Annotated in this window: 14 protein-coding genes; 9 read left to right on the forward strand and 5 right to left on the reverse strand. The window is 64.4% G+C overall.

The window, feature by feature from the left end:
• The first annotated feature begins 238 nt into the window (after positions 1 to 238).
• Positions 239 to 1117 carry a dienelactone hydrolase family protein gene (locus VB777_RS00995; protein WP_323246474.1) on the forward strand — a complete coding sequence of 293 codons (879 nt, stop codon included), beginning with the start codon at positions 239 to 241 and terminating at the stop codon, positions 1115 to 1117.
• 53 nt (positions 1118 to 1170) lie between these two features.
• Here VB777_RS00995 and infC read toward each other — a convergent pair whose 3' ends face one another.
• Positions 1171 to 1839, reverse strand: a complete 669-nt coding sequence (gene infC / locus VB777_RS01000; RefSeq protein WP_322757840.1) for a translation initiation factor IF-3 — start codon at positions 1837 to 1839, stop codon at positions 1171 to 1173.
• A 61-nt stretch (positions 1840 to 1900) separates the two neighbouring features.
• The gene (gene miaA, locus VB777_RS01005; protein ID WP_323246476.1) at positions 1901 to 2842 is read right to left on the reverse strand and encodes a tRNA (adenosine(37)-N6)-dimethylallyltransferase MiaA; all 942 of its coding nucleotides are present in this window, start codon (positions 2840 to 2842) and stop codon (positions 1901 to 1903) included.
• A 187-nt stretch (positions 2843 to 3029) separates the two neighbouring features.
• Here miaA and gyrB point away from each other — a divergent pair, with 187 nt between their 5' ends.
• Genes gyrB through VB777_RS01025 form a run of 4 tightly spaced genes read left to right on the forward strand, consistent with a single transcriptional unit; the run spans position 3030 to position 6115 of the window.
• Entirely contained in the window at positions 3030 to 4988 is a 1959-nt protein-coding gene (gyrB, locus tag VB777_RS01010; RefSeq protein WP_323246478.1) for a DNA topoisomerase (ATP-hydrolyzing) subunit B, read from the forward strand.
• Entirely contained in the window at positions 4988 to 5332 is a 345-nt protein-coding gene (locus VB777_RS01015) for an SH3 domain-containing protein (protein ID WP_323246480.1), read from the forward strand. The genes gyrB and VB777_RS01015 overlap by 1 nt, the downstream gene beginning before the upstream one ends.
• Positions 5333 to 5343: 11 nt before the next feature.
• Positions 5344 to 5709: a CrcB family protein gene (locus VB777_RS01020; protein ID WP_323246482.1), complete on the forward strand. Its 366-nt coding sequence runs from the start codon at positions 5344 to 5346 to the stop codon at positions 5707 to 5709.
• Positions 5702 to 6115 carry a CrcB family protein gene (locus tag VB777_RS01025; protein ID WP_323246484.1) on the forward strand — a complete coding sequence of 138 codons (414 nt, stop codon included), beginning with the start codon at positions 5702 to 5704 and terminating at the stop codon, positions 6113 to 6115. Before VB777_RS01020 ends, VB777_RS01025 begins: the two co-directional genes overlap by 8 nt.
• A 1-nt stretch (position 6116) precedes the next feature.
• Here the strand turns inward: VB777_RS01025 and VB777_RS01030 are convergent, their stop codons facing one another.
• Together VB777_RS01030 and VB777_RS01035 are read right to left on the reverse strand one after the other, a co-directional pair.
• Positions 6117 to 6596, reverse strand: coding sequence for a glutathione peroxidase (locus VB777_RS01030; protein ID WP_323246485.1), 480 nt, complete (start codon positions 6594 to 6596; stop codon positions 6117 to 6119).
• Between the two features lie 115 nt (positions 6597 to 6711).
• Positions 6712 to 7398 carry a sulfotransferase family 2 domain-containing protein gene (locus tag VB777_RS01035; RefSeq protein WP_323246487.1) on the reverse strand — a complete coding sequence of 229 codons (687 nt, stop codon included), beginning with the start codon at positions 7396 to 7398 and terminating at the stop codon, positions 6712 to 6714.
• A gap of 395 nt (positions 7399 to 7793) precedes the next feature.
• Here VB777_RS01035 and VB777_RS01040 point away from each other — a divergent pair, with 395 nt between their 5' ends.
• The 3 genes from VB777_RS01040 to VB777_RS01050 all read left to right on the forward strand — a co-directional run bounded on the left by VB777_RS01040 (position 7794) and on the right by VB777_RS01050 (position 11645).
• Positions 7794 to 8948, forward strand: a complete 1155-nt coding sequence (locus VB777_RS01040; RefSeq protein ID WP_323246489.1) for a glycosyltransferase — start codon at positions 7794 to 7796, stop codon at positions 8946 to 8948.
• Between the two features lie 122 nt (positions 8949 to 9070).
• On the forward strand, positions 9071 to 10513 hold the full coding sequence (mgtE, locus tag VB777_RS01045) for a magnesium transporter (protein ID WP_231598149.1): 1443 nt from the start codon (positions 9071 to 9073) through the stop codon (positions 10511 to 10513).
• Between the two features lie 145 nt (positions 10514 to 10658).
• Entirely contained in the window at positions 10659 to 11645 is a 987-nt protein-coding gene (locus tag VB777_RS01050; protein ID WP_304623210.1) for an RpoD/SigA family RNA polymerase sigma factor, read from the forward strand.
• A 2-nt stretch (positions 11646 to 11647) separates the two neighbouring features.
• On the opposite strand, the gene VB777_RS01055 is transcribed toward VB777_RS01050, so the two are convergent.
• Positions 11648 to 13057 (reverse strand): glutamine synthetase family protein, encoded by a 1410-nt coding sequence (locus VB777_RS01055; protein ID WP_197157597.1) that lies wholly within the window; start codon positions 13055 to 13057, stop codon positions 11648 to 11650.
• A 77-nt stretch (positions 13058 to 13134) separates the two neighbouring features.
• Between VB777_RS01055 and VB777_RS01060 the strand changes: the two genes are divergently transcribed.
• A complete protein-coding gene (locus tag VB777_RS01060) occupies positions 13135 to 13767 on the forward strand; it encodes a cysteine hydrolase family protein (protein WP_197157599.1) in 633 nt (210 codons plus the stop codon).

A 13767-nucleotide genomic window follows, 5' to 3' on the forward strand; every position in this document is an offset into this window, starting at 1 on the left:
AGAGGCCAACGATGCCGAAATCGGGCAGTTTGCGGCTCTGATAGCCGCCGATCCGACTTTTTGAGCCGGAAATCCACTGATGCCTGTGGAAAACTGGCTCGTGGGCTCGTTTTTCAGCAAACTCCTAAGGATCAAACCCCCCGGTGACAATTGCCCCGTTGGCATACGGTCATGTGCCGGTCTGGTCCGTTTTTGCAACCGGGGCGACCGCACAATGGCGGCTGAGCGATCCGCCGCCATGACATCCGATGCCGCCGCTGCTCAGACCTCTGTGGCTCCGGCCGCTGCCGACTGGGTGACGATCCCGGTCGCCGCCTCAGCTGACGTCGCTGCCACCGAGCTGCGTTGCTGGTGGGAACCGGCCCGCGGCGGGTTCTGCCGGGGTGGTGTGCTGGTGCTGCCGGAGGTGTTTGGCGTGAATGGCTGGGTGCGCGGCATGGCCGGGCGCCTGGCGGCCGAGAGCTATGCCGCCCTGGCGATGCCCCTGTTCTCGCGCACGGCGCCGGAACTGGATCTCCCCTACGACGCCGCCAGCCTGGCGGAGGGGAGGCACCACAAGGACCAGACCACCACCGCACAGATCCTTGCTGATGCAGCGGCGGCCGCCGCCTGGCTGACTGGGCAGCTGGAGGCCATGGGCCTCGAGCTGGAGGCCATGGGCCTCGGCGAGGGCTCCAGCGGGGGCCTCAGTGAGTCTGAGGGGCGGTCCGTGGGCCTGGGCTGCCTGGGCTTCTGCTTCGGCGGCCATGCCGCCCTGCTGAGCGCAACGTTGCCGGCCATCGCCGCCACAGCGGATTTCTATGGTGCCGGCGTGGCCAGCGGCCGCCCCGGTGGTGGTCCCCCCAGCCTCAGGGAGGTGGACCGGATTCCTGGCCGGTTGCTCTGCGTCTGTGGGCGCCAGGATCCCCTGATCCCACAGGCCGATGCTGCAGCGATCCGCTCAGCCCTGGAGGCGGCCAACCGGATCAGGGCTGATGGCCCCCCTGAAGCCCGGCACCGCTATCTGGAGGTGGAGGCCGGCCACGGTTTCCTGTGCGATGCCCGCGACGACTACAACTCCACAGCGGCAGCCCTCGGCTGGGCTGCCCTGCTGGAGTTTTTCGCCGAAACCCTCTGAGTCAGGGGCCCTCGGCCCGAACGCCACCAGCTGGTCTTGCAGACGGCCGTGCTTCAGCCGGCGGTGGCTTGCACCCTGGATTCAATCACCCTGGTTTCCGTCTTTTCGGGCTTGCTGATCTCCGCCTTCGGCCTGGGGCTGGCGCTGCCTCCGCCACCGCCGGACTTGGCGACGGCCTGCTTACGTGGCGTCAGGAACATGATCATGTTGCGGCCTTCCCGCTTGGGAGACTGCTGGATCTCGGCCATCTCCTCCAGGTCTTTGGCCATCCGGAACAGCAACTGCTCCGCCAGGGCGGTGTGCTGGATCTCGCGGCCGCGGAAGATCACCGTGCACTTGACCTTGTCGCCGGACTTGAGAAAGCGCAGGGCCTGGCCGATCCGCACCTGGTAGTCGTGCGAATCGATCTTGTAGCGCATCTTGACCTCCTTGACTTCGGTCTGATGCGATTTCTTCTTGGCTTCCTTGGCCTTTTTTTCCTGCTCGAACTTGAACTTGCCGTAGTCCATGATCCGGCAGACCGGAGGATCGGCCTTCTCGCTCACCAGCACCAGATCCAGCTCCCGATCCACAGCCACCGCCAGGGCCGCCTCCCGCGTGATCACCCCCAGCTGACTGCCGTCGGCATCGACCACCCTCAGATTGGGGTAATTGATCCGGTCGTTGATGTTGGGCAGCTCCCGGACGGGAGCACGGCGGTCAAAACGGGGACGGGGAGGCATTCAGAGGGGCGAAGGTTTGCTGGCTTGGACACCTGAGGGACTGCCCAGGGTCTGCAGGCCTTCACCTTAGAACGGCCGCGATCGTCTGTCTGGCCTGTTGCGGGAGATCACCAGCCTGGTCGGCCTGCCCCAGCCAGTGGGGCTGGTGCTGGCGCCGGAACCAGGTGCGCTGCCGCTTGGCGAACTGACGGGTGCGTTGCTCGGTGAGGGCGCGGGCCTCCGCCTCGCTCAGGCTGCCCTGCAGCAGGCTGCGCGCCTCGCCATAGCCGATCGTGTCCAGCAGGGGCAGCGTGCTGCCGTAGCGACCGATCAGCCGTTCGGTTTCGGCCACCAGGCCGGCGTCGTAGAGCAGGCCGGTGCGGCGGGCGATGCGCTGGTGCAGGTCGGCCGGATTGAGGCCCAGTTCCAGCACGCGCCAGGGCGGTGGGTTGCGGCTCTGCTGGCTGGAGAGGGGTTGGCCGCTGGCGTAGAGCACCTCCAGGGCGCGCTGGGTGCGCACCGCGTCGGCCGGGGCGATGCGGGCGGCAGCCTCGGGATCGGCCTGGCTCAGCAGCTGGTGGCAGGTGGGCTGGCCCAGGGCGGTGAGCTGGGCCCGCAGGGCCGGCTGGGGCGGCACCCGCGGTGGTTCCAGCCCCTGGATGAGGGCCTGGAGATAGAGGCCGCTGCCCCCCACCAGCAGGGCCACGCCGCGGCGGGCGTGCTCCCGGGCGATTGCTTCTGAGGCCAGGATGCGGAACTCCTGCAGGTTGATCGGCTGGTCGGGGCGCCGCAGATCCAGCAGCTCATGGCGCACCCGCCGTCGCTGCTCCGGCGTGGGCTTGGCGGTGCCCAGGTCCATCTCGGCATAGAGCTGCCGCGAATCCACCGACAGCACGGCCAGATCGAAGTGTTCGGCCAGCTCAATCCCCAGATCCGTCTTGCCGCTGGCGGTGGGGCCAAGCAGCACGATCACCAGGGGGCGTGGGTCCCCGGCGGTGGCGGCACCGGCGGGCGCGAGGGGCACGGCGGAAAGGGGGCAACCAGGGGCACTCTGCATCCCTGGTTCAAACGGGGCCGCAGAAGCGGCTGAGAGCGCCTGCAGGAAGCCGGTGATAGATTGCCCGCCGCGGCAAGGCCTGAGCAGGGCTTCCGCGCCTTTCTGCCCCGGGATCTCGCCGTCCTGTGCCCACTCCCTGGGGACACCCAACCGCATGAGCGACGCCACCAAAGTCCAGGCCGCCTACGGCGCCGAGCAGATCCAGGTGCTGGAAGGCCTGGAGCCGGTGCGCAAGCGACCCGGCATGTACATCGGTACCACCGGTCCGCGGGGCCTGCACCACCTTGTGTATGAGGTGGTGGATAACTCAGTCGATGAGGCCCTGGCAGGGCACTGCACCGAGATTCTGGTGGTGCTGCACGAGGATGGCTCCTGTGCGGTGACCGATAACGGCCGCGGCATCCCCACCGACATCCATCCCCGCACCGGCAAGAGTGCCCTGGAAACGGTGCTCACCGTGCTCCACGCCGGCGGCAAGTTCGGCTCCGGCGGCTACAAGGTGTCCGGCGGCCTGCACGGCGTGGGTGTGTCGGTGGTGAACGCCCTGAGTGAATGGGTGGAGGTGACCGTCTACCGCCAGAACCAGGAGCACCGCCAACGCTTCGAGCGCGGGAACCCGATCGGTTCGCTCCGGTCCGAGCCCGGCGAGGAAGGCCGTACCGGCACCTCGGTGCGTTTTCTGCCCGACCTGCAGATCTTCTCCACCGGCATCGTCTTCGACTACGCCACCCTGTCGGCCCGCCTGCGGGAGCTGGCCTACCTCAACGGCGGCGTGCGCATCGTCTTCCGAGACGAGCGTGCCGCAGCCCGGGACGCAGATGATGCCGCCCATGAGGAAATCTATTTCTACGAGGGCGGCATCAAGGAGTACGTCGCCTACATGAATGCCGGCAAGGATCCACTCCATCCCGACATCATTTACGTCAACGCTGAAAAGGAAGGCGTTCAGGTTGAGGCGGCCCTGCAGTGGTGCGTGGATGCCTACTCCGACAGCATCCTCGGCTTTGCCAACAACATCCGCACCGTCGATGGGGGCACCCACATCGAGGGCCTCAAGACGGTGCTGACCCGCACCCTCAACACCTTTGCCAAGAAGCGCGGCAAACGCAAGGATGCCGACGCCAACCTCGCCGGCGAGAACATCCGTGAGGGACTCACGGCCGTGTTGTCGGTGAAGGTGCCCGACCCCGAATTCGAGGGCCAGACCAAGACCAAACTCGGCAACACCGAGGTGCGCGGCATTGTCGACTCGCTGGTGGGCGAGTCGCTGAGCCAATACCTGGAATTTCATCCTGCCGTGATCGACCTGATCCTGGAGAAGGCGATCCAGGCCTTCAATGCCGCCGAGGCGGCCCGGCGGGCCCGCGAGCTGGTGCGGCGCAAGAGCGTGCTGGAGAGTTCCACCTTGCCCGGCAAGCTGGCCGACTGCTCCACCCGCGATCCGAGCGAATCGGAGATCTACATCGTTGAGGGGGATTCTGCCGGTGGCTCGGCCAAGCAGGGCCGCGACCGCCGCTTCCAAGCGATCCTGCCGCTGCGGGGAAAGATCCTCAACATCGAGAAGACCGACGACGCCAAGATCTACAAAAACACTGAGATCCAGGCCCTGATCACGGCTCTGGGACTTGGCATCAAAGGCGAAGACTTCGACGAAAAGAATCTGCGCTACCACCGGATTGTGATCATGACCGACGCCGATGTGGACGGCGCCCACATCCGCACCCTGCTGCTCACCTTCTTCTATCGCTATCAGAAGGCGCTGGTGGAGGGCGGTTACATCTACATCGCCTGCCCGCCGCTCTACAAGGTGGAACGCGGCAAGAAGCATTCCTACTGTTACAACGAAACCGACCTCAAGAAGACCCTTGACGGTTTCGGTGAGAAGGCTAATTACACCATTCAGCGCTTCAAGGGTCTCGGCGAGATGATGCCCAAGCAGCTCTGGGAGACCACCATGGATCCAACCACCCGCACGATGAAGCGGGTGGAGGTTGAAGATGCTCTCGAAGCCGATCGCATCTTCACCACTCTGATGGGCGACAAGGTGGCCCCGCGCCGTGAATTCATCGAAAAGAACAGTGCTGAGCTGGATCTTGCCCAGCTCGATATCTGATGGGCGCTGACATCATCAACCCCCCTGCCTCTTCGGGTTGGCGCTGGTCCGTGTTGCTGGGCTTTGCCCTGATTGCCCCTGTCGGTTTGCCGGCCGGAGGAGCTGAGCGCAGTGTGCCCGCCGTGCGACGGCGTCAGCTGGATGAGCCTCTGTTGTCGTCTGGGGTGCTCACGCTCCGCATTGCCCCTGAGCGCAGCGCGCCGGCTCTGGCAACGGTGGCCGTGGGTGAACCCTTGCACGTGCTGCGGATCTGGTCGGGCTTCGGTGGTCGGCGATGGTTGCGCGTCAGGAGCGGATCGGCCTGCGGCTGGTTGGCAGATCTGGGTTGCGGTGAACGAGCCTGAGCCGCCTGCTGATGCGAGATGCCCTGCTGGTTGCCCTCGGGGCGGTGCCCGGAGCCTGGCTGCGTTTCCGGCTGGTGAACCACTTCCAGCCCCTGGTGCCGCGACGTCACTGGGGAACCTTCGGGGTCAATGTGGTGGCCTGCTTTGTGCTCGGTCTGCTCAGCGCCCTGGACGCGCGCTGCGGACCGGCGGCGCCACGGCTGGCTCTGCTGTTGGCCGTGGGATTTCTGGGAAGCCTCAGCACCTTTTCCAGCTTCTGCGTTGAACTGCTGCAGGCGCTGCAATCCGGCCAGGAGCAGCAGGCGTGGCAGCTGGCGGCCGCCTCGCTGCTGGCCGGCCTGGCAGCGGTGGCCCTGGGGCTGGTGATCGGTGGCTGATCCCGATCTGCTGCGCCGCCGCCGGCTTCGCTTCGCCCTGCGAGAGCTGGCGCTGGTGGGGCTGGGCGCCGTGCCCGGAGCCTGGTTGCGCTGGCAGGCCGGGTTGCAGCTGGGCCCGTGGCTGGGGGGGACGGCCTGGACCAACTTTCTGGTCAACCTGGTGGGCTCCTTCCTGCTGGGCCTGCTGAGCGGACCGATCCCGCGGCGCACCACTCTGCTGCTGGCTCTGGGGGTGGGCTTCTGCGGCGCCCTCACCACCTTCAGCAGCTGGATGCTCGACCTGGTGCGCCTGCTGCAGACGGACCAGCCCAAGCTCGCCCTGCTGCTGCTGCTCGGCAGCCTGGCCGGCGGCGTGGCGGCCGCCGCTCTGGGGCTGGCCACCAGCCGCCGCCTCTGGCGTGCCTGACTCAGGCCGCCAGGGCCGCCTCGATCGCGGCGGTGAGTTCAGCGCCATCGGGCTCCACGTTGCTCTTGAAGCGGGCCAGCACTGTGCCGTCCTTGCCGATCAGGAACTTCTCGAAGTTCCAGGCCACATCACCGGCAGGTTCGGCCTGGGTGAGGGTGGTGAAGGGCTCGGTCTTGGCGCCGGTGGCGTGCACCTTGTCGAACAGCTCGAAGCTGGCGCCGTAGGTGGTGGAGCAGAACTGCTGGATCTCCGGCAGGGTTCCGGGCTCCTGGGCGCCAAAGTCATTGCAGGGGAATCCCAGTACGGCAAATCCCTGAGCCCCGTACTGATCCTGTAGCTTCTGCAGACCGGCGTATTGGCGCGTGAAACCGCAGCGGCTGGCCACGTTCACGATCAACAGCACCTGACCATTGCGTTCGCCAAGATCGAGTTCAGAGCCACTGGCTGTTCTGACCTTCACCCCACTGATGTTAATACTCATGCTTTCTGATTCCGTCAGGCCACGCAAGCCTATCCCAGGGCATCGCAGACTGGCACATAAAGGCAACGCACAGACCGGCCTGCTCAATGAATGCTCGGAGCCAAGGGCTACTCGGTTAGCTGTACAAACTGCCGAGGAGTTCATAGTCTTCACACAGGATATGCATGAGTCGACGCACTGCTATCTCGCTGATATCCTGCTTACGCAACTTTGGCCCATCTGTTTTCAGCCGCGGGAATTCCAGCGTCATCCCTGCCCTTGAGTTGATATAGTCTATCGCTGAAGCGAGTTCCTCAACCCTAAAAACCTTGTCATAGTAGCTCAGGTCATTTCCTAGGAAGAACCGCTGAGTCCTTGTGTGGTGAGCTATTTCTGGAATGCTTTGATAGTCATTTAAGTTTGCAAGGAAGGTTTCAAGGTCTGGCTTCGCTGGGAGCCCCATTGATTTGCAGCGCTGAGCGTGACTGGGATTGCGCCAGCGCGAATCCAGTACTCTGTTGGCATAGGCAGAGAGAAAGCGAGAGATCGGATCACGCACCATAGTAATTCTTTCAAAACCTTTCAGCTCGGCTACGGGCTCAAAACGGGTTGGCTGGCCATAGATCATGAAGAGCTCAACCTTGACACCATTGATCAGCATCGGCTCATAGGGTCTGCCGTTGTCGATCCGGAAGAGATGCTGGCGCATGGAAGAGCCTGCATTCTTGGGGGCGGGATGATAGATTACTTTGGCATTGACGCACTTGGCATACCCCATCCTATTCGGCTGGCTATTGCGATGATTTCCGGCAGGATAGCGCATCTGTAACTGCCAGCTCTGGCTTGACTCATTCTTCAGCGATGAAGCCATTGCGGCCCTGCCGCCCGTGCACTCAACCTGCAGTCCGCTGTGATTCAGTACACAGCGCAGCTTCGGGAGCCGGCATCTCGCAGATAGACTTTGCTGACGCTGAGGTTGGCACTGGCTTGTCATCGCTGGTTCGCCCCTTATCAAGAGGTGTGGCGACGATGCCTTCTGGGTGCTTGCAGCAACTGGAGTGTTTGCAACAACCTGTCAGAGCTGGAAAGCTTCCAGGCTGAATCGGAAGACCTCTGTACAGGCCGGATTCACCGGGGCGCTTTGCATGGAGGGTCGTTGTTATGCTGAGTCGCCGTACAAGCCTCTTATAAATCTTGAAAATCCTATGTGTCTGGGAAATGGGTGGCGGACTGGGCCATCTCACACGGCTGAAACCATTTGTTCAATCGGCGCTGGAGGCAGGGCATGAGGTCAGCCTTGTCGTCAAAGAGCTGGCCAATATTCGGGCTGTCTATGAAACGATGCCTCACCACGTGTTCCAGGCGCCATACGAGACAACGCCGGGGTGTGCCATCACGCCGATTTCATGGCCAGAGACGCTGATGGTGAGGTATGGCAGATCCAAAAAACTAAGCTGCTTTCTTGAGGCATGGTATTCCATTCTTGATTTGGTCAATCCCGATCTTGTCATCTACGATGCCTCTCCAACAGCGCTCCTTGCGAGCCTGGAATACTCCTGCATGAAGTGGACCGTGGGAGGGCCGTTCTTCATGCCCAGGACAGATATGCCATTCGTGGGCATCATGCCAAATACCAGTGGGACTCCAGACGTCAAAAAGCGCCTACACGATTCTGAAAGGACATTTTTGGATGTTGTCAATCAGGCGCTGATTCAGACCGGGAGATCAGCAATCGCCAATGTCAAAGATATTATCGACCAAATGGACAAGCAGCTTCTGACTACGATTCCAGAGCTTGATTATTTTGGAGCCAGATCCATAGGAGACTATGTTGGCATGCCGCCATCTGATGTTCCCGGCATTGCGCTGCCTCCCTGGCCTGCAGCGGCAAGGCTCAAAGTCTTTGCGTACCTGAAGATTTTTCCTGGTTGGGAGACATTTCTTGAGGATATGGAAGCGATCGGCCTGCCTGCGCTGATTTATACACGTGATGCCAGCAATGCCTTGAAGGGCAAACTCAAGCGCCATATTTTTCTTGAAAGCCCAGCATCGATGGATGAAGTTTGCAGCCAAGCAGATCTCGTCGTGCATATGGCTGGCAGCCAGACTGTTGCACGATGCCTCCATGCAGGCGTTCCGCAGCTCATGATAGGAACGGGGCTTGAGCAGATCTTCACGGCAAGAGCCGCTGAAAAGATTGGCGCTGGCCTTGTACTCAAACCATCGAAATCTGGCTACGGAGAGCAACTCGAAGCTGCTATTGCCTTGGCGAAGAAGGGTCGGATCAAGTTTCCCGAAGAGCGCAGAGAAATGCTGGACGGAGCCTACTTCAACTCTCACGTCAAAGCTTTCATGCAAGAGCTTTCCCTTTAGCGGCCCCTATCTTCTCGCTGCAGCCGTAGAAAGACGATGCATCTTCATTCGATTTTCAGGTCTTGCTGTGGATGCTTTGACATCTAAGCTCAATCTGTCGTGGCCCATGCCCCCTTTACCAGATGCGTGAGGTCAACGGGGCACCAACTGCCATCGGTCCTTCCACCCCTCTGGCTGGTGCTGGGGGTACGACCAACGGCACCCCACTGGCTGATGTGGTGTCGCAGCAGCTGCTGCGCCTGCTGGAGGCCGGCAACTACGACGCCGTGAAGTTGCTGCTGCAGCCGGTGCAGGAGGTGGATGCAGCTGAGGCGATCGGCCTGCTGCCTCAGACCCTGCAGGCCCTGGCCTTTCGCCTGCTCCCCAAGGATGAAGCGATTGAGGTGTACGAGTACCTCGATCCGAGCGTGCAGCAGAGCCTGCTGGAGCGTCTGCGCTCCAGCGAGGTGCTGGAACTGGTGGAGGAGATGTCGCCCGATGATCGGGTGCGGCTGTTCGACGAACTGCCGGCCAAGGTGGTGCGCCGCCTGCTGGTGGAGCTGAGTCCGGCTGAACGGCGTGTCACCGCGCAGCTGCTGGGCTACGAACCTGAGACGGCCGGTCGTCTGATGACGACCGAGTTCATCGATCTCAAGGAATTCCACAGTGCCGCCCAGGCCCTCAACATCGTGCGTCGCCGGGCCCGCGACACCGAGACCGTCTACAGCCTCTACGTGACCGACGCCTCCCGGCACCTCACGGGGATCCTCTCGCTGCGGGATCTGGTGACGGCCGATCCCGAGGACCGCATCGGTGATGTGATGACCCGCGACGTGGTGAGCGTGTCCACCGAAACCGACCAGGAGGAGGTGGCCCGGGCGATCCAGCGCTACGACTTTCTGGCGGTGCCGGTGGTGGACCGCGAACAGAGGCTTGTGGGGATCGTCACGGTCGACGATGTGATCGACGTGATCCAGCAGGAGGCCACCCGGGACCTCTACGCCGCCGGCGCCGTGCAGGCCGGCGATGAGGACGACTACTTCCAGAGCAACCTGTTCACGGTGGCCCGCCGGCGCGTGGTGTGGTTGTCAGTGCTGGTGGTGGCCAATGGCTTCACCTCCGAAGTGATCGCCATGCAGGAGAAGGTGCTCAGCCAGGTGGTTGTCCTGGCGGCCTTCATCCCCCTGCTGATCGGCACCGGCGGCAACGTGGGGGCCCAGAGCTCCACCGTGGTGATCCGCGGCCTCAGTACCCAGCGCATCCAGGCTCTGGGTCCCTGGCGCACGATTGTCCGTGAAGGCGTGGCCGGTGCCCTGCTTGGCCTGCTGATGCTGCTGGTGGTGGTGCCCTGGGCCTGGTGGCGGGGCGAGGGACCGCTGGTGGGGCTCTCCGTGGGAATCAGCCTGCTGGCGATCACCACCCTGGCCGCGACGGCGGGTGCGGCCCTGCCGCTGCTGTTCGATCGGCTGAAGCTGGATCCGGCCCTGATGTCAGCCCCTTTCATCACCACCGCAACCGACGTGGCCGGGGTGTTCATCTACCTGCAGACCGCCTCCTGGCTGCTGAGCTGGATGGGCCAGGGCTGAGCTGGCTGCTGCCCCGATCCAGCCGGAGCCCCCGTCGCGGCGAATTCTGAGAGGAGTTCACAGTTCTTCAGGTTATGCTGACAGGAACGTGAAGTTCTGTGCCGTGTCCGTAGCCCTCTCGCTCGAAAACGCCCCGACTTCCAGGGTGGTGCCTCTGTCCGGCGGTCGTCCCTCCTCTCGCCCCGCTCCGGTCGATGGCGATCTGGTGCGCTCTTACCTGCGTGACATCGGTCGGGTGCCACTGCTCACCCACGAGCAGGAGATCACCTTCGGCCGCCAGGTGCAGGAGCTGATGGCGCTTGAGGAGCTCGAAACCGATCTGGAGGGCAACCTCGGCAGCAAGCCCAGCCAGTTGCAGCTCGCCGAGGCGGCGGGTCTGGATCCGGCCGTCCTGAAGCGGCGGCTGCACAACGGCCGCCGCGCCAAGGAGCGGATGGTGGCCGCCAACCTGCGCCTGGTGGTGAGTGTGGCGAAGAAGTACACCAAGCGGAACATGGAACTGCTGGATCTGATCCAGGAGGGCACGATCGGCCTGGTGCGGGGCGTGGAGAAATTCGATCCCACCCGCGGCTACAAGTTCTCCACCTACGCCTACTGGTGGATCCGCCAGGGGATCACCCGGGCGATCGCCGAAAAGAGCCGCACGATCCGCCTGCCGATCCACATCACCGAGACACTCAACAAGCTTAAGAAGGGGCAACGGGAGCTCAGCCAGGAGCTGGGCCGCACCCCCACCGTCACCGAGCTGGCGGTGTTTGTCGAACTGCCGGAAGACGAGGTCAAGGAGCTGCTCTGCCGGGCCCGCCAGCCGGTCAGCCTGGAAACCAAGGTGGGCGACGGCGATGACACCGAACTGCTCGACCTGCTGGCCGGTGATGGCGTGTTGCCCGAAGAGCTGGTGGATGGCGAATGCCTGCGCGGCGATCTGCGGGCCCTGATCGAACGCCTGCCCGTGATCCAGGGTCGGGTGCTGAAGATGCGCTATGGCATTGATGTGGAGGAGCCGATGAGCCTCACCGGCATCGGTCGGGTCCTGGGCATCAGCCGCGACCGGGTCCGCAATCTCGAACGCGATGCCCTGGCCGGGCTGCGCCGCCTCAGTGAGGCGGTGGAGGACTACGTGGCCTGCTGAGCTCAGGCCTGGATCGGCGGCCACCAGCAGGTGGTGGCGATCAGGTCCGCTTCCGAGAGATTGGCACTGCGGCGCAGCTCCGCCTCGCGGCTTTCGATCACGGTGTGATGCAGGGCTTCTCCCATCACACCGGCAAGCAGGTCGTCACGGCGTAGGTGCTCCACGGCTTCGCTCAGCTGGCGAGGCAGCCGGGCCGGTGCGGCCGGATTCTCACCGGTGTCAGCCAACCCCAGGCGGGCGGGGTCGCCGACCACCGGCGGCGGCAGGGGGCTCGGATGGTCGATGCCATGGACCATGACCGCCATCAGAGCGCCCAGCAGCAGATACGGGTTGGCGGCGGCATCCACCACCTTCAGCTCCAGGTGGCTGCTTTCCTCAGGGCCGCCCGGGATCAGCCGCAGGGCCGCTTCCCGGTTTTCCACCCCCCAGATCTGGAAGGGAGCTGCCCAACGCCCCGGCACCAGACGCCGGTAGGAGACCGCCAGCGGGGTGGCGATCGCCAGCAAGGCTGGCAGCCGCTCCAGCAGCGCGGCCAGAGCGCCCTGGCCGGGGGTGGTGAGACCTCCCGGACCGTTGCCACCGCCGAACAGGGGCACTCCGTCGCGTTCAAGACTGAGATGCACATGGCCACCGTTTCCGACCCGCTCCGATGACACCATCGGGCTGAAGGAGGCCCGCCAGCCGAAGCGGAGACTCACCCGCTGGATGATCAGCCGGGCGCACACCAGCTGGTCGGCGGCCTGGAGCGGATCGGCAGCCGCCAGGGACAGTTCGAACTGGCTGGCACCGTATTCCGGGTGGATCTGGAGCCAGGGAAGGCCGGCGGCGTCCAGAGCGGCGGTGATCGCGCTGAGGTAGTCGAGCCCCTCGATCAGGCGGTCGGCGCCATAGGGGCTGCCGCCAATGGTGGGGCTGAGATAGCCGCCCACACCGCTGGGACTGCCCACCACCCATTCGATCTCGAAGCCGGCGTTCACCGTCAGGCCCGCCATTGCCGCCGCATCGCCCTGGAGGCGGCAGAAGCTGCGCTGGTCAGCCGCGTAAGGACTGCCGTCCTGCTCGAAGCGATCACCGGCCAGCCAGCCCCAGCCCGACGCGACATCCAGCAGCACCAGGCTGTCGAGATCCGGGATCAGCCGCAGATCCCCGTCCGGGCGGGCCAGGGACTGGAGGCCATCGATGCCGCCGGTGGCACCGAAGCCATCAGACACCGGTGAGAAACCCACCCCACTGGCGGCCACCTGGGGCAGGCGGGCCAGGGGGATCCCTTTGACCAGGGGCAGGCCGCCGTGGTTCACGAAGGTGATCGCCAGCTGGCGCAGGCCGCGCTGCTGCAGCTCCGGCAGCAGGAGCCTGGCGCGGGCCTCCGCTCGCTGGGCGAGGCTCGGGTGACGGCTCCCGGGAATAGCCATGGGCGGGCGGGCTGGAACGTTCAGGATGGCGCCGCCGCCCTGCGCTCGTCAGCCTGGGCGGAGCCGCAACGCCCGTGATGGCCCCCTCGCCCCTGAACTCCAGGCCGCCGGTTCCTGACCGCGCACTCAGGGCCGGCCAGCGGGCCCTGCTGCTGGTCGATCTCCAGAACGGCACCTGCGGTCCCGAGCTGATGGAGCGGCGACCGGCCTTCCTGGAGCGCTTCCAGGCCAGAACGCTGCCATGCCTGGAGCGGACCCTGGCCCTGGCCCGGAACCAGGGCATCGAGGTGATTCACACGGTGATCGCCAACCTCACCCGCGATGGCCGCGACCGCAGCCTTGATTACCAGCGCTGCGGCATGGGCTTTGCGCCAGGTTCCAGGGAGGCACAAGTGATCAGGCCTCTCACCCCTGATCCTGACGAGATCGTGCTGCCGAAAAGCTCCTCCTCCCCCTTCTCCTCCACGGTGCTCGACTATCTGCTGCGCAACCTCGGCGTGCGCGAGCTGATCGTGGCCGGTCTGCTCACCGATCAGTGCATTGACCACACCGTCAAGGACGCGGCCGATCGCGGCTACCAGGTGATCTGTCTGACCGATGCCTGCCAGGCGGAAACACCCGAACGCCATGAGGCCGCCCTGGCCTGTTTCCAGGGCTACGGCCGCCAGTGCAGCGTGGCGGAGTGGGCGGTGTCGCTGGGGGAGGCTTGA

The organism is Synechococcus sp. CCY9202, from assembly GCF_034931685.1.
GTDB lineage: Bacteria > Cyanobacteriota > Cyanobacteriia > PCC-6307 > Cyanobiaceae > CBW1002.

What these genes read in the sequence shown, in the direction of transcription:
- VB777_RS00995 (WP_323246474.1), top strand. Translation starts at nt 239, where the DNA reads ATGACATCCGATGCCGCCGCTGCTCAGACCTCTGTGGCTCCGGCCGCT.
- infC (WP_322757840.1), bottom strand. Translation starts at nt 1,839, where the DNA reads ATGCCTCCCCGTCCCCGTTTTGACCGCCGTGCTCCCGTCCGGGAGCTG.
- gyrB (WP_323246478.1), top strand. Translation starts at nt 3,030, where the DNA reads ATGAGCGACGCCACCAAAGTCCAGGCCGCCTACGGCGCCGAGCAGATC.
- VB777_RS01015 (WP_323246480.1), top strand. Translation starts at nt 4,988, where the DNA reads ATGGGCGCTGACATCATCAACCCCCCTGCCTCTTCGGGTTGGCGCTGG.
- VB777_RS01020 (WP_323246482.1), top strand. Translation starts at nt 5,344, where the DNA reads ATGCGAGATGCCCTGCTGGTTGCCCTCGGGGCGGTGCCCGGAGCCTGG.
- VB777_RS01030 (WP_323246485.1), bottom strand. Translation starts at nt 6,596, where the DNA reads ATGAGTATTAACATCAGTGGGGTGAAGGTCAGAACAGCCAGTGGCTCT.
- VB777_RS01035 (WP_323246487.1), bottom strand. Translation starts at nt 7,398, where the DNA reads ATGCGCTATCCTGCCGGAAATCATCGCAATAGCCAGCCGAATAGGATG.
- VB777_RS01040 (WP_323246489.1), top strand. Translation starts at nt 7,794, where the DNA reads ATGGGTGGCGGACTGGGCCATCTCACACGGCTGAAACCATTTGTTCAA.
- mgtE (WP_231598149.1), top strand. Translation starts at nt 9,071, where the DNA reads ATGCGTGAGGTCAACGGGGCACCAACTGCCATCGGTCCTTCCACCCCT.
- VB777_RS01055 (WP_197157597.1), bottom strand. Translation starts at nt 13,057, where the DNA reads ATGGCTATTCCCGGGAGCCGTCACCCGAGCCTCGCCCAGCGAGCGGAG.
- VB777_RS01060 (WP_197157599.1), top strand. Translation starts at nt 13,135, where the DNA reads ATGGCCCCCTCGCCCCTGAACTCCAGGCCGCCGGTTCCTGACCGCGCA.